The organism is Thioalkalivibrio sp. ALE31, from assembly GCF_000377405.1.
Lineage (GTDB): Bacteria > Pseudomonadota > Gammaproteobacteria > Ectothiorhodospirales > Ectothiorhodospiraceae > Thioalkalivibrio.
Genome location: NZ_KB905021.1, coordinates 474,890 through 498,702, shown reverse-complemented (window position 1 = coordinate 498,702; position 23,813 = coordinate 474,890). Strand labels below are relative to the sequence as shown.

General features: G+C 69.4%; 24 protein-coding genes. 18 read left to right on the top strand and 6 right to left on the bottom strand.

Annotation, left to right across the window (positions count from 1 at the left end):
- Positions 1-273 precede the first annotated feature (273 nt).
- Complete coding sequence (locus D103_RS14370; protein WP_155984758.1) at positions 274-456, top strand: hypothetical protein; 183 nt, start codon at positions 274-276, stop codon at positions 454-456.
- A gap of 323 nt (positions 457-779) precedes the next feature.
- Positions 780-3,557 (top strand): valine--tRNA ligase, encoded by a 2,778-nt coding sequence (locus D103_RS0105820; protein ID WP_018876119.1) that lies wholly within the window; start codon positions 780-782, stop codon positions 3,555-3,557.
- Between the two features lie 244 nt (positions 3,558-3,801).
- Here D103_RS0105820 and D103_RS0105815 read toward each other — a convergent pair whose 3' ends face one another.
- A complete protein-coding gene (locus tag D103_RS0105815) occupies positions 3,802-4,473 on the bottom strand; it encodes a YdcF family protein (protein ID WP_018876118.1) in 672 nt (223 codons plus the stop codon).
- 10 nt (positions 4,474-4,483) lie between these two features.
- A complete protein-coding gene (locus D103_RS0105810; protein ID WP_018876117.1) occupies positions 4,484-5,842 on the bottom strand; it encodes an NAD(P)/FAD-dependent oxidoreductase in 1,359 nt (452 codons plus the stop codon).
- Positions 5,843-6,015: 173 nt separating this feature from the next.
- On the opposite strand from D103_RS0105810, the gene D103_RS0105805 reads away from it, so the two are divergent.
- The 13 genes from D103_RS0105805 (at position 6,016) to D103_RS0105745 (ending at position 17,230) form a co-directional block, all read left to right on the top strand.
- Positions 6,016-6,288 carry a phosphopantetheine-binding protein gene (locus D103_RS0105805; protein ID WP_026279160.1) on the top strand — a complete coding sequence of 91 codons (273 nt, stop codon included), beginning with the start codon at positions 6,016-6,018 and terminating at the stop codon, positions 6,286-6,288.
- The gene (locus D103_RS0105800) at positions 6,285-6,899 is read left to right on the top strand and encodes a hypothetical protein (RefSeq protein WP_018876115.1); all 615 of its coding nucleotides are present in this window, start codon (positions 6,285-6,287) and stop codon (positions 6,897-6,899) included. The genes D103_RS0105805 and D103_RS0105800 overlap by 4 nt, the downstream gene beginning before the upstream one ends.
- Positions 6,900-6,916: 17 nt before the next feature.
- Positions 6,917-8,245 (top strand): AMP-binding protein, encoded by a 1,329-nt coding sequence (locus D103_RS0105795; RefSeq protein ID WP_018876114.1) that lies wholly within the window; start codon positions 6,917-6,919, stop codon positions 8,243-8,245.
- Between the two features lie 14 nt (positions 8,246-8,259).
- Positions 8,260-8,595 carry a hypothetical protein gene (locus D103_RS0105790; RefSeq protein ID WP_026280279.1) on the top strand — a complete coding sequence of 112 codons (336 nt, stop codon included), beginning with the start codon at positions 8,260-8,262 and terminating at the stop codon, positions 8,593-8,595.
- Positions 8,592-9,491, top strand: a complete 900-nt coding sequence (locus tag D103_RS0105785; protein WP_018865748.1) for a lipid A biosynthesis acyltransferase — start codon at positions 8,592-8,594, stop codon at positions 9,489-9,491. The genes D103_RS0105790 and D103_RS0105785 overlap by 4 nt, the downstream gene beginning before the upstream one ends.
- 58 nt (positions 9,492-9,549) lie before the next feature.
- On the top strand, positions 9,550-10,095 hold the full coding sequence (locus tag D103_RS0105780) for a LolA-related protein (RefSeq protein ID WP_038028317.1): 546 nt from the start codon (positions 9,550-9,552) through the stop codon (positions 10,093-10,095).
- Between the two features lie 14 nt (positions 10,096-10,109).
- Positions 10,110-12,494: an MMPL family transporter gene (locus D103_RS0105775; protein ID WP_018876111.1), complete on the top strand. Its 2,385-nt coding sequence runs from the start codon at positions 10,110-10,112 to the stop codon at positions 12,492-12,494.
- A gap of 69 nt (positions 12,495-12,563) precedes the next feature.
- Positions 12,564-13,751, top strand: coding sequence for a beta-ketoacyl-ACP synthase (locus tag D103_RS0105770; protein WP_018876110.1), 1,188 nt, complete (start codon positions 12,564-12,566; stop codon positions 13,749-13,751).
- Positions 13,748-14,527 (top strand): beta-ketoacyl synthase chain length factor, encoded by a 780-nt coding sequence (locus tag D103_RS0105765; protein ID WP_018865752.1) that lies wholly within the window; start codon positions 13,748-13,750, stop codon positions 14,525-14,527. The genes D103_RS0105770 and D103_RS0105765 overlap by 4 nt, the downstream gene beginning before the upstream one ends.
- Before the next feature lie 31 nt (positions 14,528-14,558).
- Positions 14,559-15,020 (top strand): hypothetical protein, encoded by a 462-nt coding sequence (locus D103_RS0105760; RefSeq protein ID WP_018876109.1) that lies wholly within the window; start codon positions 14,559-14,561, stop codon positions 15,018-15,020.
- Positions 15,017-15,739 carry a 3-oxoacyl-ACP reductase FabG gene (gene fabG, locus D103_RS0105755; protein WP_018876108.1) on the top strand — a complete coding sequence of 241 codons (723 nt, stop codon included), beginning with the start codon at positions 15,017-15,019 and terminating at the stop codon, positions 15,737-15,739. The genes D103_RS0105760 and fabG overlap by 4 nt, the downstream gene beginning before the upstream one ends.
- Positions 15,740-15,746: 7 nt before the next feature.
- Entirely contained in the window at positions 15,747-16,475 is a 729-nt protein-coding gene (locus tag D103_RS0105750) for a glycosyltransferase family 2 protein (protein WP_018876107.1), read from the top strand.
- A 359-nt stretch (positions 16,476-16,834) separates the two neighbouring features.
- Positions 16,835-17,230 carry a hypothetical protein gene (locus D103_RS0105745; RefSeq protein ID WP_018876106.1) on the top strand — a complete coding sequence of 132 codons (396 nt, stop codon included), beginning with the start codon at positions 16,835-16,837 and terminating at the stop codon, positions 17,228-17,230.
- A gap of 274 nt (positions 17,231-17,504) precedes the next feature.
- On the opposite strand, the gene D103_RS0105740 is transcribed toward D103_RS0105745, so the two are convergent.
- Entirely contained in the window at positions 17,505-17,978 is a 474-nt protein-coding gene (locus tag D103_RS0105740) for a YhcB family protein (RefSeq protein ID WP_026279162.1), read from the bottom strand.
- 106 nt (positions 17,979-18,084) lie between these two features.
- Here D103_RS0105740 and D103_RS0105735 point away from each other — a divergent pair, with 106 nt between their 5' ends.
- Both D103_RS0105735 and D103_RS0105730 read left to right on the top strand, forming a co-directional pair.
- Positions 18,085-18,636 carry a hypothetical protein gene (locus D103_RS0105735; protein ID WP_018876104.1) on the top strand — a complete coding sequence of 184 codons (552 nt, stop codon included), beginning with the start codon at positions 18,085-18,087 and terminating at the stop codon, positions 18,634-18,636.
- Positions 18,637-18,642: 6 nt separating this feature from the next.
- Entirely contained in the window at positions 18,643-19,272 is a 630-nt protein-coding gene (locus D103_RS0105730) for a hypothetical protein (protein WP_018876103.1), read from the top strand.
- Between the two features lie 223 nt (positions 19,273-19,495).
- On the opposite strand, the gene dacB is transcribed toward D103_RS0105730, so the two are convergent.
- The 3 genes from dacB to efp form a co-directional block, all read right to left on the bottom strand.
- Positions 19,496-20,905, bottom strand: coding sequence for a D-alanyl-D-alanine carboxypeptidase/D-alanyl-D-alanine-endopeptidase (dacB, locus tag D103_RS0105725; protein WP_018876102.1), 1,410 nt, complete (start codon positions 20,903-20,905; stop codon positions 19,496-19,498).
- 156 nt (positions 20,906-21,061) lie between these two features.
- Positions 21,062-22,027, bottom strand: a complete 966-nt coding sequence (gene epmA / locus D103_RS0105720) for an EF-P lysine aminoacylase EpmA (protein WP_018876101.1) — start codon at positions 22,025-22,027, stop codon at positions 21,062-21,064.
- 24 nt (positions 22,028-22,051) lie between these two features.
- On the bottom strand, positions 22,052-22,615 hold the full coding sequence (efp, locus tag D103_RS0105715; protein ID WP_026279163.1) for an elongation factor P: 564 nt from the start codon (positions 22,613-22,615) through the stop codon (positions 22,052-22,054).
- A 77-nt stretch (positions 22,616-22,692) separates the two neighbouring features.
- Between efp and epmB the strand changes: the two genes are divergently transcribed.
- Positions 22,693-23,721, top strand: coding sequence for an EF-P beta-lysylation protein EpmB (epmB, locus tag D103_RS0105710; RefSeq protein ID WP_018876100.1), 1,029 nt, complete (start codon positions 22,693-22,695; stop codon positions 23,719-23,721).
- The last annotated feature ends 92 nt before the right edge of the window (positions 23,722-23,813 follow it).

The window sequence follows — 23,813 nt, the reverse complement described above, 5'->3', positions numbered from 1 at the left end:
CCGAGTGACTTCTTTGCTCGTGCAAAGAAGTCACCAAGAAACACGCCCGACTGCCGCGACCCCGGCCCGCTGTGCGGGCCGGGGTTTCCCTCGCTCCGAGGCTTTTCGCGGGCGGCGCTGAACTCGCTGCGCCTTCGGCTCCGCTCAGACATCCAGCGCCTTTTCTCCCGCGAAAACCCTCTCCGCTCGGCGCGACGACAACGGGGGTTCAAGGTCAAGACAACAGCCGTCCCGACGGTCGTGCCAGTGGAGGATGGCTAGGTCTTCCGGCATCTGGGCACGCTCGGCCTTCGGCCGTTGCGTGCCGCGCCCGCAGGGCGGGCGCCGGGGGCTTTCGGGTGGCGTTGCCTATGGTTAGGCGCAAACGTGGGGACACGTTCGGTTTTGACCTTCGCCTCCCGTATGGAGCCCCTCGCGGAGGGCGTGATGGGCCGGGAGAAGGCGCTGGATGTCTGAGCGGAGCCGAAGGCGCAGCGAGTTCAGCGCCGCCGGCCCAGCGCGTCCGGAGCGAGGTTCCCGGGCGAAATCCGGGTGCCCTTCTTTGGGTCCTTTCTTGGGCAAGCAAGAAAGGACCTCGCGGCGCGCTGGCGAGTCAGCGCACGGCAGTACGTGGACCGTAGCCACCGTAAACACCAGAGGACGAACCAGGGCCAGCCACTACTAGGCAGGCGGCCAGACATAAGCAACGTAAACACGATAGCGGACAGCGGGCGATGAGCGCGCCGCGCCGTTATAATGCGCGGCTTTCCCCACATTCCGACCCGAGCGCGCCCGCGATCATGGACAAGAGCTTCGACCCCAAGAGCATCGAGCAGACCCAGTACGAACGCTGGGAGGCCGCGAACATCTTCGCGCCGCCGGAGTCGGGCGAGGCCAACTACTGCATCCTGCTGCCGCCGCCGAACGTGACCGGCACCCTGCACATGGGGCATGCGTTCCAGCACACCCTGATGGACACCCTGATCCGCTACCGCCGCATGCACGGCGACCGCACCCTGTGGCAGGGCGGCACCGACCATGCCGGGATCGCCACCCAGATGGTAGTGGAGCGCCAGCTGGCCGCCGACGGCAAGGGCCGCCACGACCTCGGGCGCGAGAAGTTCCTCGAGGCGGTCTGGGACTGGAAGGGCCAGTCCGGCGGCACCATTACCCGCCAGATGCGCCGGCTGGGCGATTCCGTGGACTGGTCGCGCGAACGCTTCACCATGGACGACGGCCTGTCCAACGCGGTGCGCGAGGTCTTCGTGCGCCTGCATGAAGAGGGCCTGATCTACCGCGGCAAGCGGCTGGTCAATTGGGACCCGGTGCTGCACACCGCGCTGTCCGATCTCGAGGTGCTGTCGGAGGAGGAGGCCGGTCACCTGTGGCACTTCCGCTATCCGCTGGCCGACGGCTCGGGCCACCTGACCGTCGCGACCACCCGCCCCGAGACCATGCTGGGCGATACCGCCGTGGCCGTACACCCGGAGGACGAGCGCTACCAGCACCTGATCGGCCAGACCATCCGCCTGCCGCTGGTCGGGCGCGAGATCCCGATCATCGCCGACGACTACGTCGAGGCCGAGTTCGGCTCCGGCTGCGTAAAGATCACCCCGGCGCACGACTTCAACGACTATGCGATGGGTCAGCGCCACGACCTGCCGGTCATCAACATCCTGACCATCGACGCCTGCCTGAACGACAACGTGCCCGAGGCCTACCGCGGCCTGGACCGCTATGAGGCCCGCAAGCAGGTGGTCGCGGATCTCGAGGCCGAAGGCCTGCTGGAGAAGATCGACGATCACAAGCTGATGGTCCCGCGCGGTGACCGCTCCGGCACCGTGGTCGAGCCCTACCTGACCGACCAGTGGTATGTGAAGGCCGGCCCGCTGGCCGAGCCGGCGATCAAGGCGGTGGAGGACGGCCGCATCCGCTTCGTGCCGGAGAACTGGTCGAAGACCTACTTCGAGTGGATGCGCAACATCGAGGACTGGTGCATCTCGCGCCAGATCTGGTGGGGCCACCGCATCCCGGCCTGGTACGACAGCGATGGCAATGTCTTTGTGGGCCGTTCCGAGGACGAGGTGCGCGAGAAGCACGGCCTGGCGGCCGATGTGGTGCTGACCCAGGACGAGGACGTGCTCGACACCTGGTTCTCCTCCGCGCTGTGGCCGTTCTCCACCCTCGGCTGGCCGGAGCAGACGCCGGAGCTGCGCGACTTCTACCCGACCAGCGTGCTGGTTACCGGCTTCGACATCATCTTCTTCTGGGTCGCCCGCATGATCATGATGGGCGAGCACTTCATGGGGGATGTGCCGTTCCGCGAGGTCTACGTCACCGGCCTGATCCGCGACTCGGAAGGCCAGAAGATGTCCAAGTCCAAGGGCAACGTGATCGACCCGATCGACCTGATCGACGGCATCAGCGCCGACGACCTGGTGGCCAAGCGCACCCAGGGCCTGATGCAGCCGCAGATGGCGAAGAAGATCGAGAAGACCACGCGCAAGGCCTTCCCCGACGGCTTCCCCGCGTTCGGAACCGATGCTCTGCGCTTCACCCTGGCGGCACTGGCCACCACCGGGCGCGACATCAAGTTCGACCTTGGTCGCATCGAGGGCTACCGCAACTTCTGCAACAAGCTGTGGAACGCCTCGCGCTTCGTGCTGATGAACGTCGAGGGCCACGACTGCTCGGCCGCGGACGACACGGCGGAGCACCGCACCCTGGCCGATCGCTGGATCCTCGACCGCCTGGCCGAAACCGCCGCGACCGCCACGCAGCAGCTCGATGCCTACCGCTTCGACCTCGCCGCGCAGACGCTCTACGAATTCACCTGGCACGACTACTGCGACTGGTACCTGGAGCTGACCAAGCCGGTCCTGAACGACGAGGCCACCCCGGACGCGGTCAAGCGCGCCACGCGCGATACGCTGGTCACCGTGCTCGAGGCCCTGCTGCGCCTGCTGCACCCGGTGATGCCGTTCATCACCGAAGCGATCTGGACCAGTGTGAAGCCACACGCCGGGATCGGCGACGACGTCGAGTTCCTGGTGCAGTGCCGCTGGCCGGCGCAGGACGGCTTCCCGCGTGATGCCACCGCCACCGCCGAGCTCGACTGGGTCAAGGACTTCATCACCGGGCTGCGCCGCATCCGCGCGGAGATGGACATCGCTCCGGGCAAGCCGCTGCCCGTGCTGGTGAAGAACTGGACCGACGCCGACCAGGAACGCTACACCCGCCACCGCGGCCTTCTGGAATTCCTGGCCAAGCCGGAAAGCGTCACCTGGCTGGATGCCGCCGACGAGGCCCCGGAATCGGCTATGGCCCTGGTCGACGACATGCAGCTGCTGATTCCGCTGGCCGGCCTGATCGACAAGGATGCCGAGCTGGCCCGCCTGGACAAGGAGATCGGCAAGCTCGACAAGAACCTCGAGCAGAGCGAAAAGCGCCTTGCCAACGCGAGCTTCGTCGACCGCGCCCCGGCCGACGTGGTGCAAAAAGAACGCGACCGCGTCGCCGAGATGCACACTACCCGCGACCAGCTCGCCGCCCAGCGCGAACGCATCCGCGCGATGTAAGGGCCTGTATTCACCACGAAGCACACGAAGGCACGAAGAAGGTCAAGGGCGAAGGGCGTTTAACAGGAAGTCGGGAAGACCGGAAGAACGAACAGGGACTAAAGGCGCTGTCCAGATGCCACCGCCTTGGGCGCAGCCCGCTGCACAGCTAGGCCAACCACCGTAAACCCTTCCCGTCTCCCCATCTTCCTGTAGATGTTTTTCCGGTTTTCTTCGTGCCTTCGTGGGCTTCGTGGTGAACAACTCAGCTGATGCGTTCGAGCATGCCGCGGTGGCGGATGAGGCGGGCAAAGCCGCGGCCCACATGGTACCAGTGCAGCATCCAGGCCTCCCGTGCCAGTCGGGCCGCGGACACCCGCGAGTCCAGCTCGGCCGGACAGGGGCAGACGCGCAATCCCATGCCACGTGCCATCGCCGCCGACCGGGCGAGATGGAAGCGGCTGGTAATCAGCACCAGCGGCGCGTCGTCATGCGGCTCCCGCGCCAGCAGGTCACGGGCATTGCGCAGGTTCTCCAGGGTGTGCCGGGAGGCATCCTCCGTCTGGATACGCTCGGCCGCAATGCCGTGGCGGCGCAGAAATGCGGCGCCCGCGGCGGCCTCGGTCGGGCCCTGCGGGGACGTCTGCCCGCCCAGCACGAGGATCCGGGCCTCGGGGTTGCGCCGCGCCAGCCGCACCGCGCGCAACAGGCGCAGACGGTACCCCGGACCTGGCGCCCCGGCCTCCAGTTGCTGCCCCAGCACGAGGATGCACCGGCCCCTTCCGGGGCAGCGAAGCTGTCGTGACCAGCGCAGGGCATGGGTCCACAGCAGCAGCCAGGAGAGGCCGCCGGTTGCCAGGATGATCAGGTTCGACAGCGCGAAGGTCGCCAGGCCATCCGCGCCGATGCGCCGCAGTCCGACCCGTGCCGCACCCACGCGAGTCCGCTCAGGCCTCGTCTTCGGGGGTCGTGCCGCCGGTGAAACGCAGCCGCGCGTTGCGCCGGCGCCGCGCCCAGAAGTGCAGGGCCCGCGGCAGATTCAGCGCCATCTGGGTGTAGTACACGGCCTTGAAGGCGCGCAGCGACCACTGCACGCGGGTGTTGCGGTAGACATCGCCGGCCAGCAGGGAGATCACCGCCTGCTCCATGCCCAGGGTGTTGCGCGGCCCCATGAACAGCTTGCGCATCACCGGGCTGTTGAAGCGGTAGATCAGCCAGGAGAAGCGGCGTACGCCCCGGCGAACGTCGCGCTCGAACGCCCGCAGGTAGCGCCCGGCGCGCGCCGGACGCGCGAGGCAGCGGTCCACCGCGTCCGCGGCGCGGAAGCCCCCCGACATCGCGATATAGACTCCGCTGGAGAACACTGGGTCGACAAAGGTAAAGGCATCGCCCACCAGCAGGTAACCCGGCCCGTGGGCCTGACGCGAGCGGTAGGAGAAATTGCCGGTGGCATTCACCGGACCGGCCAGTTCCGCGCCCTGCATGCGATCGAACGCCGGGGGACACAGCTTCAGCGTCTCCCACAGGAACGCCTCCGGCTTGGTCCTGCGCGTCTTCAGGTATTCCGGAAAGCACACCGCGCCCACGCTCATCGCACCGTCACGCAGCGGGATCATCCAGATCCAGCCATGCTGGAACCAGTAGATACTGATGTTGCCGGCATCTCTTCCGGGACGCCGCGGCACATTATTGAAGTGGCCGAAGATGGCCGCGCTGTTGTGCTCCGCGTTGCGCGTCTTCAGATCGAGGCGGCGCGCCAGGAAGGTATCGCGCCCGGAGGCATCGACCACGAAGTCGGCCTCGAACTCCAGCGTGTTCCCGGCCGCGTCGCGCGCGGTCACCTGCTGGGTCCCGCCGTTCGCCGGGTCGGCCAGGGCCACATCCGAGACCGTCACCTCCTCCAGCACCCGGACCCCCAGGCGCGCGCTGTTCTCCAACAGCAGGTGATCGAACTCCGAACGCCGCACCTCGTAAGCCGAAGCGGGGGTATCGTCGTTCAGGGCACGTTCGAAGTAGTAGGTGCGCGGCGCATCGGGCGCCTCGGGGATGGTGAATTCGGCCCCATGCTTGGGGATGCCGAGGGTCGCGACCGCGTCGGCAATCCCCAGCTCCTCGAACAGCGGCATGTTCATCGGCAGCAGGGATTCGCCGATGTGGAAACGCGGATGCCGGGCCTTCTCCAGCAGCACCACGTCGCGACCCTTCTGCGCCAGCCGGGAGGCAACGGTGGAACCGGCCGGACCGCCGCCAATGACCAGTACCTGACAGCGACCGTCCGTTCCCGCGTTCTCTACCGCTTGTTTCAAATGCTGTCTCCACTGGCCATCCGGGCGCCCAAAACGGCGACCCGAACCGGTCGCGAGGGTACCACGACCCCCAAGGTGTGGGTATCATCGGCGCCCAGCAGGGTGACCGCCACGCGAAGTGGAAGTTCGCGGGCGGTCACAAAACCGCACATCACGACACCTCGGGGGAACACGTGGCATCGCAAACAGCGTTCGAACAGGAAGTCGCCCAACTGATCGTCGACAGTCTCAATCTGGAGGACGTGACGGCGGGGGAGATCGAGCCGGAAGACGCCCTGTTCCGCGACGGGCTGGGTCTGGACTCCATCGACGCCCTGGAACTGGCCCTGGCGATCTCGCGCGCCTACGGCGTCCAGATCCGTTCCGACGACGAGAACAACCGCCAGATCTTTGCATCCCTGCGCGCCCTGAGCGCCCACATCGAGGCGAACCGAGCCGCGTCGTGAACACCCCGCTCGCCGCCAGCGTGGCCCTGTGCTATCCGGTCGCGGTCGTGCTCGGCGTGGCCTTCGAGGTCCCCTTGCTGCCGCTGGCGATCCTGGCCGTGCTGATCCTGGTGGCGAGCTGGGGGGCCCTGGGGCCCGCCGGGCGGGCCGCGCTGTTCCTGGCGCAGGCCGCCGCCGTCGCGCTGTTACTGACCCTTGGCGCCGGAACCTGGCTGCTGTACACCATCCCGGTCCTGATCATGGGGCTGCTGGCGTGGCTGTTCGCGCGCTCGCTGCGCCCCGGCTCCACGCCGCTGATCACCCGCTACGCCCTGGCCATGGGCGCCTCCGACACCCCCGCGGTGCATCGCTACACGCGCAATCTGACCATCGCCTGGGCGCTGCTGTGCGGTGTCCTCGCCCTGGTCTCCGCCTGGCTGGCATTGTTCGCCTCCGCAACGACCTGGGCGCTGTTCGCCAACGGAATCAACTACCTGCTGCTGGCCAGCCTGTTCCTGCTGGAGTACCCGCTGCGCCTCTGGCTGCTGCGCGACGAGCCGCGCAGCGGTTTCCTGGCCTACCTGATCGAGCTCGCGCGGGTCGATCACCACCGGATGCTGAGGCACCCGTGACGGACCCGACAACGGACATGCGGCCGCTGATCGCCGAAGCCCCGGAACCGCTGGCCCGGATCGGGGATCGCCGGGTCTCGCGCGCGGCGTTCCTCGCCGACGTGCAGGCACTGGCCGCGCAACTGCCGCCGGCCCGCGCGGCCTTCAATCTGTGCCAGGACCGCTACCACTTCGCGGTCGCCTTTGCCGCGATCCTGCTGCGGGGTCAGACCAACCTGCTGCCGCCCAACCGCGGCCGCACGACCCTGGCCGAGATCGCCGGCCAGTATCCGGATGCCATCGCCCTGGTGGACGGCCCGGACGCCGAGATCGCCATCCCGGTCCTGCGCGTCGCCGCCCGCGGCGAGGCGGGCGAGGCCATGGGCCCCGTGCCCGCGATCCCTGGCGAGCAGACCGCCGTCCTGGCGTTCTCCTCCGGCAGTACCGGCACGCCCACGGCGCACGCCCGCAGCTGGACGGCCCTGCATGCGGTCACCGCCCAGGCCCTGGAGGCCCTCGACCTGGCGGGCCACCCCGGCCCTACCCTGGTCGGCACGGTACCGCCACAGCATATGTACGGCCTGGAATCGACCGTGCTGTATGCCCTGCTGGGGCACACCACGCTGCTGGCCGGGCGCCCGTTCTACCCCGAGGACGTGCGCACGGCGCTGGCCGACAGCGCCCCGGCGGTGCTGGTGACCACGCCCTTCCACCTGAAGGCCTGCCTGCGCGCCGGCCTCGAGTGGCCGTCACCGACCCGCATCCTCTGCGCCACTGCGCCGCTGTCCCCGGATACCGCCGCCCGGGCCGAGCGGGTCTTCGGCTGCCCCCTCGACGAGATCTACGGCTGCACCGAGGCGGGGGCCATCGCCACGCGCCGCACGACCCGCGAGTCCGCCTGGACCACCTATCCCGGGGTGGAGATCCATCCCGGAGAGACCGGGCGCGCGTGGGTCCGGGGCCCGCAACACCCCGAGCCGGTGCCGCTTCCGGACCATATCGAGGTGCAGGACACGCGCCTTTTCCGCATGGAAGGCCGTCTCGCCGATCAACTGAATATCGCCGGCAAGCGCGCCTCGCTGGCCGATTTGAACCGGCGCCTGAATGCCATCCCCGGGGTGCTCGACGGCGTCTTCATCCCGCCGGATCCCGAATCGGACACGCACGGCGTCACCCGCCTGGCGGCCCTGGTGGTCGCCCCGAAACGCAGCGAAGCCGAGATCCAGGCGGCACTGGCCGACTGCATGGACCCGCTGTTCCTGCCGCGCCCACTGGTGCGGGTCGACCACCTGCCGCGCTCGGCCACCGGCAAGCTGCCGCGTCAGGTCCTGCTGGACCTGCTCGCCCACCACGGCCAGTGCGCCTGACGGCGCGCCGCCCCATGCAACCGACGGCCGTCCAGTCCACCATCCGCCGCATCGGGGCCGAGCACCCGTCCCTGCCCGGGCATTTCCCCGGCCACCCGGTGGTCCCCGGCGTGGTAATCCTCGATCAGGTGGCAGCGGTCGCGCGGGCCCACGGTCTCGGACCGGTCGCGGCCCTCCCGCAGGTCAAGTTCCTCGCGCCGCTGACACCGGAGGCCGCGTTTCGCATCGAGATCGACCCGCCCGGTCGTGGCGGGCGGCAGGGGTTTCGCGTCGTGGCCGCCGAGGGCGATCCGCCGGCCACCTTCTGTTCCGGCCAGCTGGTCACGCTCCACGACACCCCGGATCCATGAGCCGCGCCTGGTTCCAGCAGGCGGAACGGGGCTCGCCGCTGGCCCTGCGCATCATCCTGTGGGTGGCCCTCAATCTCGGGCGCCGAGCCAGCCGCGCGCTGCTGTACCCGATCACCGCGTATTTCCTGCTGTTCGCGCCGCAGTCGCGGCGGCACAGTCGCAATTACCTGCGCCGGGCGCTGCAGCGCGAGCCGCGGCTGGCGGACCTGGCGCGCCACCTGCACAGCTTCGCCGCGGTGATCCTCGACCGGGTCTTCCTGCTCGCCGGGCAGGATGCCTGCCTCGATATCCGGGTCCACAACCGCGAGACCTTCCTCGAACACGTGGACAGCGGCCGCGGCGCGATCCTGCTGGGCGCGCACCTCGGCAGCTTCGAGGCCCTGCGCGCCCTGGCGGTGGGCAAGTACGACTTCCCGGTGCGGGTCCTGATGTACAGCGACCACAACCAGAGCATCACCCAGGTCCTGGAGGCGCTGAATCCCGAGGTGGCCGCATCGGTAATACCGCTGGGCCGCACCGAGACCCTGATCCAGGCCCGCGAGTGCCTGGACCGCGGAGAGCTGATCGCCACCCTGGGCGACCGCGTCGCCGAGAGCGACAAGATGGTCGCCTGCGACTTCCTCGGCGACACCGCGCTGTTCCCGCAGGGACCGCTTCTGCTGGCCGCGGTACTCAAGGTCCCGGTGATCCTGTGCTTCGGGCTCTATCGCGGCGGCAACCGCTACGATATCGTCTTCGAACCCTTCGCCGAGACCCTCGACGCCCCGCGCGGGCAGCGTGACGAGATCCTGGCCCAGTGGGTACAGCGCTATGCCGACCGCCTCGCGGCGCGGGTACGCGAAGCCCCCTACAACTGGTTCAATTTCTATGACTTCTGGGACGATGCATCCAAATAGGCGAGGCCACGGCCTTGGCCCGCGTATCCGCCAGTCCGGCATCACGCTGATCCTGGCCTTGGGTCTTCTCGCCCCTGTATCGGCCCTGGCCAACGACACCCTCGGCGCATTGCTGGAAGCCCTGACCACCGAGCGGGCAGCGACCCTCGCGTTCGAGGAGCGCCGCGACGATCCGATGCTGGAGTTCCCGGAGATACGTTCGGGCTCGCTGGCCTTCGAGCCCCCCGATACCCTTACCCGCCAGGTCGACGGCCCGCGGGGCGAGACCGTGCACATCGAGGGCGACACCCTCACCCTGGAACGGCGTGGCTCCAGCCGCGAGATCGACCTGAACGAGCAACCCGCCCTGGCCACCCTGACCGGCCTGTTTCGCGCCCTGCTGAACGGCGACCGCGAGCAACTGGAGGCCGATTTCGAGATCGAGCTGACGGGCGACATGGAGGCCTGGACCCTGGAGCTCGTCCCACGGGACCGCGCCCTGCGCCGCATGGTCCCCGAACTGACCCTGACCGGCGCCGGCGACGAACTACGCGAACTGATCACGGTCGAGTCCGGCGGACACCAAAGCCACATGCGCTTCGAGCCGCCACAGTACGCGGACTAGGGAAACACTGATTGATGTGCCCGTCCCGCATCGCCCTGGGCCTGTGGCTGGCCGCGCTCACGCTGGCCACGCTCACGCTGGCCCTGCGCGGCGAACTGGTTACCGACCTGCAGGGCTTTGCCCCGGACCCGGTCAGCGCCGACGGCATCGTGCTGGATCCCGGGGCCGGCCCGGCCGGACGTATGTTGCTGCTGGCGATCGCCGGGGGCGAGGCGCGCGATCGGGCCGCGGCCAGCGATGCCCTGGTCGCCGCTCTGGAGGATGTCCCGGACGTGGCGGGCGTCCACAACGGCCGCCTGGACCCCGACGACCCGGCCCTGGAATTCCTGATCGAACATCGCTACCTGCTGAGCCCGCGAATCCATGCCGATGCCTTCAGCCAGGATGCCCTGCGCGAACACCTGCAGGCGCGCCGCGATGACCTCTCCAGCGCCGTCCCGGAGCTGCCCCGGGAACTGATCCCGCGCGACCCCACCGCCGAGACCCGGGTCGTTCTGGAGCAGCTCGCCACCACCGGCGGCCGGGCAACGACCGGGCCGGACGGGGTCTGGGTGACCCCCGATCGTGAACGGGCGCTGCTGGTGCTGCGCAGCACCGCCGACGGCATGGACCTGGACGCCCAGGCGGCCCTGATCGAACGCACGCGCACCGCCTTCGCCGACCTCGACCCGCCGGAACTGCGCCTGCAGATCGCCGGCCCGGCGGTCATCGCGGTGGAATCGCGGGCCACCATCCGTGGCGAGGTCACCTGGATCACCACCGGCGCCAGTATCGCCCTGGCCCTCCTGCTGCTGGCGGTGTTCCGCCACCCGCATCCGGTCTGGCTGGCGGCCGTACCGCTGGCGAGCGGCATCCTGATCGCGGCGGCCGTGGTCACTACGGTCTTCGGGCACCTGCACGGGATCGCGCTGGCCTTCGGCATCACCGTGCTGGGGATCGCCCTGGACTACCCCTTGCACCTGTTCGCCCATGCGCAGCGGCGCGACAGCCCGCACCTCGGGGACGCACGCCTGGCGCAGGCCGCGCGCGAACTGGGGCCCGTGATCGCCCTGGGCGCTGGCAGCACCGTGCTGGTGTTTGCCCTGATGGCCCTCACCGGCTTCTCCGGCATGGCGCAGCTGGGACTCTTCGTGCTGACCGGAGTGGCCGTGGCCGCCGTGACCACCCGCTGGGTCCTGCCGGTCCTGGTTCCCGCCCGGTTGCAGCGCGAGGGCCTGCCGGCTCCGAGGCTGCCGGTCCCGGTCGCGCTCGCGCACCCCCCGGCGCTGGCCCGCTGGGGCGTCGCCCTGCTGGCCCTGGCCGCGGTCGCCGTGGTGGCGAGCGCCGATCCGTTTCCCTGGGAAGACCGCCTGTCCGCGCTGCACCCGGTGCCGGAGGAGCAGGTCACGCTGGACCAGGAGCTGCGGGGCGCACTGGGGCTACCGGACGTCCGCCACGCCCTGCTGATCACTGCCGACTCCGCGGAACGAGCCCTGCGCGCCAGCGAGGCCCTGGTCCCGGAGCTGGAAGCCCTGCGCGCGTCCGGGCTCGTGGACGGCTTCGGCCACCCCGCCGAGGTACTGCCAAGCCGGCAGCGCCAGCAACAACGCCAGGCCGCGCTGCCGCACCCCGATGACCTGCGCGAACGCCTGGCGGCGGCGAGCGCGGATCTCGGGTTCCGCGAGGGGGCCTTCGCACCCTTTGTGGAGGACATCTCGGCGGCCCGCGAGCAGGCTCTTCTGGCCCCGGAGACCCTGCCGGACGGCCCCCTGCGCAACGCGCTCGACCCCCTGCTTCAGCCACACGAGGACGGCCAGGGCTGGACCGCCTGGGTCCGCCTGCAAGGGGTCCGGGATGACGAGGCCCTGGCGCGCTGGGCCGCAGACATCCCGCGGGCCGACCTGTCGGAACGGGAGGGGACCGGCGCAGGCGTGCACCACATCGATTTCTTCCGGGCCTCCGAGGAACTGGTCATCGGCTTCCGCGACGAGGCCCTGCAGCGCCTGGCGCTGGGTCTTGTGGCCGTCGCGCTCCTGCTGCTGGTCGCCACTCGGGCCCCGGGGCGCAGCCTGCGCATCCTGACGGCCGTCGGCACCGGCTTGCTGCTGACCCTGGCCGCGCTGATCCTGCTGGGCGTCCGGCTGTCGCTGTTCCACCTGATCGCGCTGCTGCTGATCGCCGGGCTGTGTCTGGACTACGCGGTGTTCTTCAGCCGCCCCCTGCGGGATGCCGCGGCGCGCCTGCGCAACCTGCGCTCGGTCGGCGTCTGCGCGCTGTCGACCCTGGTGGTGTTCGGGCTGCTGGCCCTTTCCAGCCTTCCGGTCCTGCAGGCCCTGGGCCTCACCGTGGTGCTGGGCGTGGTATTTTCCTTCCTCGCGGCGGCCCTGCTGGCGCCCGAGGTCAACCCAGGAAAACACTGATCCAGGCGATGCCGCCTGACACCCATCCACCCGGAATCGCCTCCGGCCACTATCCACAGAACACGCCCCATGGACCCACTGGTCATCACCGCCCACACCCTGACAAGCGCTGCCGGAACCGGGATCGCCGCCAACGCCGAGGCCCTGCGCAACGGGGTCAGCGGGCTGCGCCCCTGCGATCTGGAAAGCGTGAGTCTGGACACCCACATCGGCCGCGTGCCCGGCGTGGAGGCCATCACCCTGAAAGGCGAGCTCGCCCCGTTTCAGTGCCGCAACAACCAGCTCGCCGAACTGGGCCTGCGCCAGGATGGCTTCGCCGACGCGGTGGCGGCCGCCGTTGCGCGCTACGGCGCCGACCGGGTGGCCGTGCTGCTGGGCACCAGCACCTCGGGCATCGCCGCCACCGAGGCCGCCTACCACCGGCGCGACCCGCAGACCAGGGCCCTGCCCCCGGATTACGACTACCAGCACACCCAGAACATGTTCTCGCTGGCCGATTTCGTCGCCACCCGCTTCGGCCTGTCGGGGCCGGCCCTGGTGGTCTCCACCGCCTGCTCGTCCAGCGCCAAGGTCTTCGCCGATGCCCGTCGCTACATGGCCGCGGGGCTTTGCGACGCGGCCGTGGTCGGCGGTGTCGACAGCCTGTGCGGCATGACGCTGTATGGCTTCAATGCCCTGCAACTGGTGGCCGCGCAGCCCTGCACCCCGCTGGACCGCGACCGCGCCGGGATCTCGATCGGCGAGGCCGCCGGCTTCTTCCTGCTGGAACGCCCCTCGCCGGATACCACGGGACCACGGCTGACCGGTCACGGCGAATCCAGCGACGCCCACCACATGTCCGCCCCGCACCCCGAGGGCCTGGGGGCCGCGACCGCCTTGCAACAGGCGCTGGAGCGCGGCGGACGGCGGGGCGACGAGATCGACTACGTGCTGATGCATGCCACCGCAACCCCGGCCAACGATGGCGCCGAGGCCCGCGCCCTGGTGCGCAGCCTGGGGCCGCGCCCGCGCGCCGTGGGCACCAAGGGTCTGACCGGACACACCCTGGGCGCCGCCGGGGCGGTGGGCGTGGCCCAGGCCCTGGCCAGTCTGGACGGCGGCTTTGTGCCACCCACGGCCGGCCTGAAGATGCTGGATCCGCAACTGGACCTCGAGGCCCGCGGCGAGGCGGAACCGCGCCTGGTACAACGGGTACTGGTGAATGCCTTCGGCTTTGGCGGCAACAACTGCAGCCTGCTGCTGGAGGCCGCGCCATGAAGGCCATTGGACTCCATGCCGTGGGGCTGCTGGGCCCGGGACTGGACGACTTCGACAGTGCCCGCCCCGTGCTGGCCGGCGAGACCCCACTGGCGAGCCGCGAGGTCCACGTCCCTCCGCCCGGGCTGCTTCCGGCCAACGAGCGCCGACGCACCACCGCCACCATCCGCCTCGCCCTGAAGGTCGCGGAAGAGGCCACCGAAGGGGCCGATCGCAGCCGGCTGCGCAGCGTGTTCGCGTCATCCTCCGGCGACATGGACATCATCGACCGCATCTGCGATGCCCTGACCCAGCCGGAGCCGGTAGTGTCGCCGGTGCAGTTTCACAACTCGGTGCACAATGCCCCGGCCGGCAACTGGTCGATCGCGACCCGCAACCCGGCGCCGGCCACGGCGCTGTCCGGCTACAACGCCAGCCTGGCCGCGGGGCTGCTGGAGGCCGCGACACTGCAGCTGGACGAGGGCGGCGACGTCCTGCTGGCCTGCTACGACGTGCCGTCCATGGACAGCTTCATCCACGTGCGGCCCATCCATCACCCCTTTGCCGTGGCCCTGCGCCTGGGCCCGGTGGACGGCGCACCCTGGCAGCTGCAGCTCGACCTCGGAGGGCCGGCCGCGGCCGACCCCTGCCACAGTGATGACCTGGAGGCGCTGCGCGGGAGCAATCCGGCCGCGCGCGCCCTGCCCCTGCTGGAACGGCTGGTCCGGGGAACGCCCGGAAATGTTACGCTTGAGGCGCCGCTGGGCCGGTCCCTGAACATCCGGGTCGGGCCCTGAACCATCCGCCCGGATCAGGAAGATCCCGCGCATGTCATCCCGACCCGAGACCCTGGATCACGAGGCCATCTGCCGGCTGCTGCCGCATGCCGGCGCAATGTGTCTGCTGGATACGGTGGAGGCCTGGTCCGACACCACCATCCATTGCCGTGCCGAAAGCCACCGCGACCCGGCCAACCCGCTGCGCGGCGAGGCCGGGCTGCATGCCCTGGCGGCGCTGGAATACGGCGCCCAGGGCATGGCCGTGCACGGCGCCCTGCTGGCCGATTCCGGGCCGGCGCGCGCCGGCTATCTGGCGGCGGTGCGGGATCTGCAGCTGCAGACCCGTCGCCTCGACAGCCTGGGAGCGGCACTGGAGATCCACGCGGACTGCATCCTGTCGGACCGCAACAGTTCCATCTACGACCTGCGCGTAAGCGCGGACGCACAGCCGGTGCTGAGCGCACGCGCGACCGTCATCCTGCAACCCGCCGACGACGAGGACAGCCCGTGACTGCACGCGCCCTGATTACCGGCGGCAGTGGCGCCATCGGCGCCGCCATCGGCCACGCCCTGGCCATGGCCGGCCACGAGGTCATCCTGCATGCCCATCGCAACGCCGCCGCGGCCGAGGCGACCGCCGATGCCATCCGGGCCGATGGCGGCGAGTCCCGGGTGCTGGTGTTCGACATCACCGACGAGGGAACCTGCCGCGAGACGCTGGAACCCCTCGCGGCCGAGCAGCCGGTACAGATCCTCGTCCACAACGCCGGCATCCACGACGACGCGCCACTGGCCGGGATGCGCCGCGAACAATGGGACCGCCCGATCGATGTCGGCCTCAACGGCTTCTATAACGTGACCCAGCCGCTGCTGCTGCCGATGATCACCACCCGCTGGGGCCGGGTGATCGCGATCTCCTCGGTAGCCGGGCAGATCGGCAATCGCGGCCAGACCAATTACGCGGCGGCCAAGGCCGGCCTGCACGGCGCCATCCGCTCGCTGGCCCAGGAGGTCGCCTCGCGCGGCATTACCGCCAACGCGGTCGCCCCCGGCATCATCGAGAGCCCGATGAGCGAGGGCAGCTTCGATGCCGAACACATCCGCAATCTGGTGCCGATGCGCCGCGCCGGCCGGCCCGAGGAGGTCGCGGGCGTGGTCGGCTTCCTGGCCAGCGACGCGGCCAGTTACGTCTCCGGCCAGGTGATCGGCGTCAACGGCGCCCTCGCCTGATGCGCCCATGAGCACGGTCGTCGCCCTGATCCCCGCCCATAACGAGGCGGCCACCATCGAAGCGGTGGTGGCCGGCGCCCGCACGCAGGTGGACCGGGTGATCGTGGTGGACGACGGCTCCGAGGACGCCACCGCCCGCCTGATCGAGGATCAGGCCGAGGTCCTGCGCATGGACGAGAACAGTGGCAAGGCCGGCGCCCTGTGGGCCGGGATACAGCATGCCCTGGCCACCGGCGCCGACGCGGTGGTGACCCTGGATGCCGACGGCCAGCACGACACCACCGAGATCCCCGCGCTGGTCGCCGCGTGGCGCGAGACGCCGAACCGGCTGGTCCTGGGCGCACGCCTCAAGGGCCGCGAACACACCCCGCCGCTGCGCCTGTTCGGCAACCGCATGGCCGACTTCTGGATTGCCTGGGCCTCCGGGCAACCCCTACGGGACTCCCAATCCGGTTTCCGCCTCTATCCGGCCGCCCTGCTGCGGCGCCTGGACCTGGCCCACCACCGGGCCCGCGGCTTCGTATTCGAGAGCGAGGCCCTGATCGTCGCCGAACGGCTGGGATTCCCGGCCCGGGTGGTCCCGGTACGCTGCATCTACCCGGAAAATCACCGCCCCAGCCACTACCGGCCGACCGCGGATACCCTGCGGATCATCGCCATGGTTGCCGGCCGCCTGCTGCGCCGCGGAATGCGCCCGCTGGGGCTGCTGCGTTCGCTGGGCGTGATCCGCCGTTAGGGAGACGCTGATTGAATCGCACGTCCGCGTTGGTGCCCCCTGTTTTCCGAGACAAGGCGCGTCGTGCAGCGGGTAGTGGTTCTACCCGCAAGCGGCGCAACGCAGGATCGGGGAACAGGGGGCACCAACCCCACAAGCCATTGAAAGCAGGGGCTCGGCCGCTTTTGCGTGGGCACGGCGTTGCGGTTCCCTTGTGCAGAATGACTGCACGGCAGTCACCGCGCCTTGTTCGCACGCAAAAGCGACTCGAGCGCGGACGTGCGATTCAATCAGCGTCTCCCTAGACGCACGCCCCGGTGCCCTTGGAAACGACGCTTCCGCAGGTCTACACTCCCCGCGCATCCATTAAGGGAAACACTATGAATACCAAGACGTTGCTGGTGATCATCTTCGCCGCCCTGATCGCGCTGGCGGGCTGCCGCGGCACGGTTCCCGTGCAGGACATCAGCGATACCACGGTCACGAATGTCGACGGCGACCGTCCGAGCTCCGAGCAGATGGAACGCGCGATCCGCACCGCCGGGGCTTCGCTGGGCTGGCGCATGGAAGAGGCCGAGCCCGGGCTGCTGGAAGGCCGGCTCAGCCTGCGCGACCACGTCGCCGTGGTGGAGATCCCGTTCGCTGCGGGCGAATACAGCATCCGCTACAAGGACAGCGCCAACCTGAACTACGAAGACGGCAACATCCACCCGAACTACAACAACTGGATCCAGAACCTGGACAACCAGATCCGCGCCCAGATCTCCGCCCTCTGATCCCGCCCCGCGTCGGGCACACCCCGGCGCGGAGGGCTCCAAGGGCAAGGGCCTTTGTTCACCACGAAGCCCACGAAGGCACGAAGAAAACCCGCTCTGAAGAACCGCTACAGGAAGGGGAGAAGGTCGGAAGGACTGCGAGGGCACGCAACCCATGTGTACGTTGCCTTGCGAGCCACCTTCCCGTCTTCGCGTCTTCCTGTGAGCGCTACTCGGCTTTTCTTCGTGCCTTCGTGGGCTTCGTGGTGATAACAGGTTTTTTCAGTAGCGGCGATCAGTCGGGGCGCGGGCGGTCGTCCGGCTTGCGGGGCTCTTCCCCCGAACCCTTGGCGGCGGGCTCGTCGTCCTGGGCGTCCGATTCGTTGGCGCCGCCGGCGGCCTCGCCCGGGCCGGTCCCGTAATCGCGGCGTGTCATGTGCGACAGCAGCTGGCCGGCGCGGTCCTCGAGGCGGTCGCGGGTCGGTTTGTCCGCCAGCTCCTCGGCGCTCTGGGCCAGGTGGTGATAGAGGTCGCGGTAGGACCCGGCCATGGTCGCGAACAACGTGGCCGTGCGGTCGAAGTGGTCGTTGACCTGGCTGCGGTAGCGCGTCAGTTCCTGCATGCGCCGATCCAGTTCCTCTTCCAGCTCGCGGATCAGCTTGCGTTCGTCACTGGTCACGCGGCCCACCCAGAAACCCACCAGGGCGGCAATCACGATGGCCAGGATCCCGAGGGCCACCCACAGCCCCACTGCTGTCTGCTCTTCCACCACGACATCCTCTGCAAATGGAGGGGCCATTGTGCCGCAGGCCCCGGTCGAACGCACTTCCGGGCATGCTAACCTCGCCACACAGCCAGGAACCCGGAAGACCCGCATGATCGATCCACAACACGCGCAACAGATCCGCCAGGCCCAGGCCGGCCTGATCAACCTGGTGGTCCAGGCCACCCAGAACCCGGAAACCCGCCGCGAGCTGGAGCCGGTCCTGAACCAGGCCCACGAGGCTGGCTGGGGCGAACTGATCCAGCGCATTCGCCGGGTACTCGACGGCGAGCGCGACCCTTACCTGCTGCAGGGTCTGGACGACGAGGACACGGTGATCCTGACGGCCATCCTGAACGGGCTGCAGGACCCCTCCACCCTGCCCGACCCGGAGCAAAGCGGAGACCCGGCCCAGGCGGCCCCGGGACTGGCGCAGATGATCCACGGAGCCGCCCGCGGCGATGCCCAGTCGCTGCACTGGCTGTCCCAGATGGCCGAGCAGATGAGCCGCGCCGGGGGCGACATGGCCCGCCTGGGCGGCATTACCAAGCGCCTGGTGGACGGCGAGCGCGACCCCGACGTGCTGTGTCGCGGCATGGGCTCGCAAGGCGAATCGCTGGTGCTGTCCATCCTGTCGGAACTGGGCAAGCTCGAACGCCACTGACCCGACATGCGCCGTCGCAGCGACAACGCGGCCCCGCTACGGCGCCGCTTCCGCCTCCCGCCCTGGCTCCTTGCGGTACTCAGTCTGTGGCTGCTGCAGGGCTGCGCGGCCGTGACGCTGCAACCACCGGACGACCCGGAAGGCCCGGTTACCGTGGCCCTGCTGGACCATGGACGACACTCCAGCCTGATCCTGCCAGCCGGGAGACCGGGGGCCTGGCTGCGCTACTCCTACGGCGACTGGGTCTTCTATGTCGAACGCCGGACCGGGCCGCTCCAGGGGATCTCCGGGTTGCTCGTACCGACCCGCGCCGCGCTCGGACGCCAGGTACTGACCGGCCACGAGCTCGGGCCATCCTCGCTGGGGCAACTTCGCGTACCACTGGCGGACTTTTACCTGCTGACGGTTCCGGGGGCACGGGTCGAGGTCCTGCGCGACGAGCTGGAAGGCATCTGGCAAGCGGGATACGACGAACGCAAGACCTCGCCGGAATGGGACATGGCCTTCGTCGAGCATCCGGAGGCCTACACCCTGCGCAACAACTCCAATCGCATGGTCGCGCGCTGGCTGACGGCGCTGGACGTCGAGGTCTCCCGCGCGCCGATCCTGTCCAACTGGCAGACCGAGTCCCCCTGAGTTCGCAAGGCACTTTTCACCACGAAGCACACGTAGGCACGAAGAAAATTCAGAAAGCGCCAACAGGAAGACGCGAAGATCGGAAGACTCCTGAAAGGCTGCGCAAGCCACAAGGATTGCGCACCCTCTCGCCCCCTGCTGACCTTCGCATCTTCCTGTAAATGCTCTTGCGGGTTTCTTCGTGCCTTCGTGTGCTTCGTGGTGAACAAACTGGGTGCACCCGTCAGAGGTCGTGGGCCCACTCGAGGACGGCGTCCTGCAGGTTGCGCCCCATGCCGCGGTGGGCGCGTGGATCGTTGACCAGCACCACCACCGCCAGGTCATCGCCACCCCGCGTCCGTACATAGCCGGCCACCGCGGACACCTCGTTGAGATGCCCGGTCTTCAGATGCATACGCCCGCGCAGATCGCGCTGGCTGCCGTTACGGAAGCGGTTGCGCAGGGTCCCGTCCAGCCCGGCCAGGGCCAGCGAGGACTGGAACTCGGGCCGGTGCGGGTGCTGCCAGCCCGCCCCCAGGATGCGGCCCAGCTGGCGTGAGGTCATCCGCGAGTCGCGGCTCAGGCCCGAACCGTTGTCGACCACCATACCCGCAACATCGACGTCCAGCCCGCGCAGGGACTCCAGCAGGGCCTGCTGCCCCTTTTCCAGCGTCGCCGGCGGGGTGAAGTGACGCGCCCCCAGGGTCAGCAGCAGATGCCGGGTCATCACGTTGGAGCTCCACTTGTTGGAGACCCGGATCAGATCCGACAACGGGCGCGAGGTGTGGCGCAGGATCGGTTCGTCGTACAGCACCGGCAGCACGCCGGGGCGGATGTCCCCGGTCAGCTCGCCGCCCCACTGCGACCAATGCAGGCGGAACATCTCGGCATGGTTGGCCTCCGGCGCGAGCACCGAGCGCAGCAGTTCATAGTCGCCACAATTCACCGGGTATTCGCCGGCCAGGGTCACGCGCTGCGCCTCGGGATCGGCATCGAAACGGATCCCGCGCTGCCAGGCGCCGCAGCTGCCCCGCGTCGGCTGAAGGCGATTGACGACATCCAGCCCCGGCAGGGGCGGGTCCACCGTCACGTCGATCCCGTTCCCGTGCCGCTCCGGTCGCACGCGAAAGCGCTGCGCGTTTGCGTTCACATGCAGGGCATAGGGCAGCTGGTTGTAGGCCCGCAGCGGCTGGTCATTGAAGGCGGCAGGGTCCCCGGATGGCAGTTCGAAATGCGAGGCGTCGAGGATCACGTTGCCCTCGATACGACGCAAGCCGGTCTGGCGCAGCTGCCCCAGCATGCGCCAGTGTTCCTCGCTGACCATGCCGGGATCGCCCGTGCCGCGGATCACCAGGTCCCCCGCCAGTACCCCGCCGCGCACCGGGCGCGTCGCCCAGACCTCGGTGGTCCAGGTGTAGTCCGGGCCCAGCTCGTTCAGGGCCGCCAGCGAGGTGGCCAGTTTCATGGTCGACGCCGGGTTGTACGGCTGATCGGCGTTCAGGCGCGCGAGCACCGCCCCGTCCGACATCCGCTGGACCCAGAGACCGACATTTTCCGGCGGCAGGCGCTGACTCTCGATCGCCCGCTGCAGCGGCTGCGGGAGGTGTTCGAACTGTGCCTGCGCCATCAGCGGCGCAAGCCAGAGTGACAGCATCAGACAGAGGGCAATAGCCCACCCGGAACGAACCGGAAGGGGGCCTGGGCGGCGCGCAAAAAGACGAGGGGGCATAGGGGTCCGACCATCCTGCAAACGTGCGGGGCAACAGTCCCTATAGTGTGCCGGCACCCCGGCCGGGACAAGCCCTTCGCGTCACGCTCTCGACCAGGGAAAATCGAGTACCTGATCGAGGCTGGAAACCCCCAGCAACCGCATCAGCAGCCGGTCCACACCCAGGGCCACCCCGGCGCAGTCGGGCAGTCCGGCGTCCAGCGCCGCCTCCAGGTAGTCATCGGGGGGCGGCAGGGGCTGTCCGCGCGCACGCCGGATGGCGATATCGCGTTCGCGGCGGCGGCGAAACAGCTCGGGATCGGTCAGTTCGTGATAGCCGTTGGCCAGCTCCAGGTCGCCCCAGTACAACTCGAAGCGCGCGGCGTACCCCGGGGATTCCGGACAGGGACGCGCCAGCACGGCCTGACTCTCCGGATAGTCGACCACGACGGTCAGCCGGTCCGGCGGGAAGCCCGGGGCAATCACCAGGCTGATCAGCGCATCCAGCCAGCCATCCCGGTCAAGCTCGCCCGCCACCGCGAGCCCGCGGGCCGCCGCGGCCCGTTCCAGCTCCTTGGCCTCCGCGGCGGCCGGGTCCAGCCCGAGGGTCGACCGGAACAGCTCGGCATAGGGGATCACCACGCAGCCGCGGGGCGCGTGCCACTCGCGGGATTGCGCGGCCTGATCCGCGATCAGGGCCATCACCTCACGCGCCAGGTCCCGATGGTCCAGCCCGTGGCGATACCACTCCAGCAGGGTAAATTCCGGGTTGTGGCGCGGCCCGGACTCGCCGCCCCGGAAGACCCGGGCGATCTGGTAGATATCCGGGGCCCCATCCGCGAGCAGGCGCTTCATCGGGTACTCCGGAGAGGTCTGCAGGTAGCCCTGATCGCCGCCGGGGGCGCGTGCCTCCCAGCTTTCCAGCATCGGATCCTGCGGGGCACCCCGGCCCAGGATCGGGGTCTCGACCTCGAGCACCCCGCGATCCGCGAAGAAGGCCCGCAGACCCGCCAGCAGACGGGCCCGCGCCGCGCGGGCCGGCGCCGCGCCCGGCCGCCAGTCACTCACCTCCGAACCCGGGGGCAGATGCGATCAGACGCGGGAGACGTATTCGCCGTTGCGGGTGTCGACCTTCACGGTCTCGCCTTCCTCGACGAACAGCGGGACCTTGACCACCGCACCGGTCTCGAGGGTCGCCGGCTTGGTACCGCCCTGAGCGGTATCGCCGCGCACGCCCGGATCGCACTGGGTAATCTTCAGCTCGGTGAAGGCCGGCGACACCACCGACAGCGGCTCGCCGTTCCACAGGGTCACGGTGCAGATATCCTGCTCCTTCAGCCACTGCCCGGAATCGCCCAGCGCGGCCTCGCTCACGGCATACTGCTCGAAGGTGTCCGGCACCATGAAGTGCCAGAACTCGCCATCGTTGTAGAGATACTGCATCTCGGTGTCCATCACGTCGGCCGCCTCCACCGACTCGCCGGACTTGAAGGTCTTCTCCAGCACCCGGCCCGTGCGCAGATTGCGCAGCTTGACCCGGTTGAAGGCCTGGCCCTTGCCCGGCTTGACGAACTCGTTTTCCACGATGGCCTGCGGATCGCCGTCCAGCAGCAGCTTGAGACCGGCCTTGAATTCGTTGGTACTGTAGGTTGCCATTGCGTGCTGTTCCTCGATGATGCGTGGCGCGGGCATACCGCCCCGTCCGGAAACGATTCATGCCCACAAAGCCCGTCATGATAACGCGCGAGCCGCGCGGAACCCAGCCACCCGCGCCGCGTGCCACGCCGGCCTGGCAGCAGGCGCTGGCGCGCGCGGTCGCCGATCCCGAGGCCCTCGCCGCACGCCTCGGGTTGCCGCTCGACGACCTGCCGGGCATGCAGACCGGGCACCGACTGTTTCGCACCCGCATCCCGGAGAGCTACCTGGCGCGCGTGCGCCCGGGGGACCCGCGCGACCCGCTGCTGCTGCAGGCCCTCCCGGATGCCCGCGAGGCCCTGGAGGCCCCGGGCTTCGTCAGCGACCCGGTCGGCGATCACGACGCCCTGGCCGCACCCGGCGTGGTGCACAAGTACCACGGCCGCGTGCTGCTGCTGACCACCGGGGCCTGCGCCATCCACTGCCGGTACTGCTTTCGCCGCGAATTCGACTATTCCGAGCACAATCCGGCCCGGGATGACTGGGCGCCCGCGCTGGAGTACATCGCGGCGCATCCGGACATCCGCGAGGTCATCCTCAGCGGCGGCGATCCGCTGAGCCTCTCCGATACCCGCCTGGCCCGACTGGCCCAGCGGCTGGACGCCATCCCGCACCTGGAACGCCTGCGCATCCATTCGCGCCTGCCGGTCGTCCTGCCGGAGCGGGTCGACGACCGCCTGCTGGATTGGCTCGGTCAGGGGCGGCTGCAACACATCCTGGTGCTGCACGCGAACCACCCGCGCGAATTCGCCGCCCCGGCCGACGCGGCACTCGTCCGCCTGCGCGCCGCCGGCGTCACGCTGCTCAACCAGGCGGTCCTGCTGGCCGGGATCAACGACGATGCCGCCACCCTGATCGAACTGCAGGAGGCCGGCTTCCGCCTGGGCGTCCTGCCCTACTACCTGCACCAGCTCGACCGCACCCGCGGCACGGCCCATTTCGAGGTTTCGGATCGCCGCGCACAAGAACTCCACCGGGCCCTCCAAACGCGGCTGCCGGGCTACCTGGTTCCACGCCTGGCGCGCGAGATCCCGGGTGCATCCGGGAAGACCCTGCAAGCCCCGTAGGCCGGGCGTGAGCAAAGGCCGACGCCTCCCACACCAAAAACACGGTTTGCTGCTACAGTAGCGCCAGACCCGGGGCGTGAACGCGCCCTCCG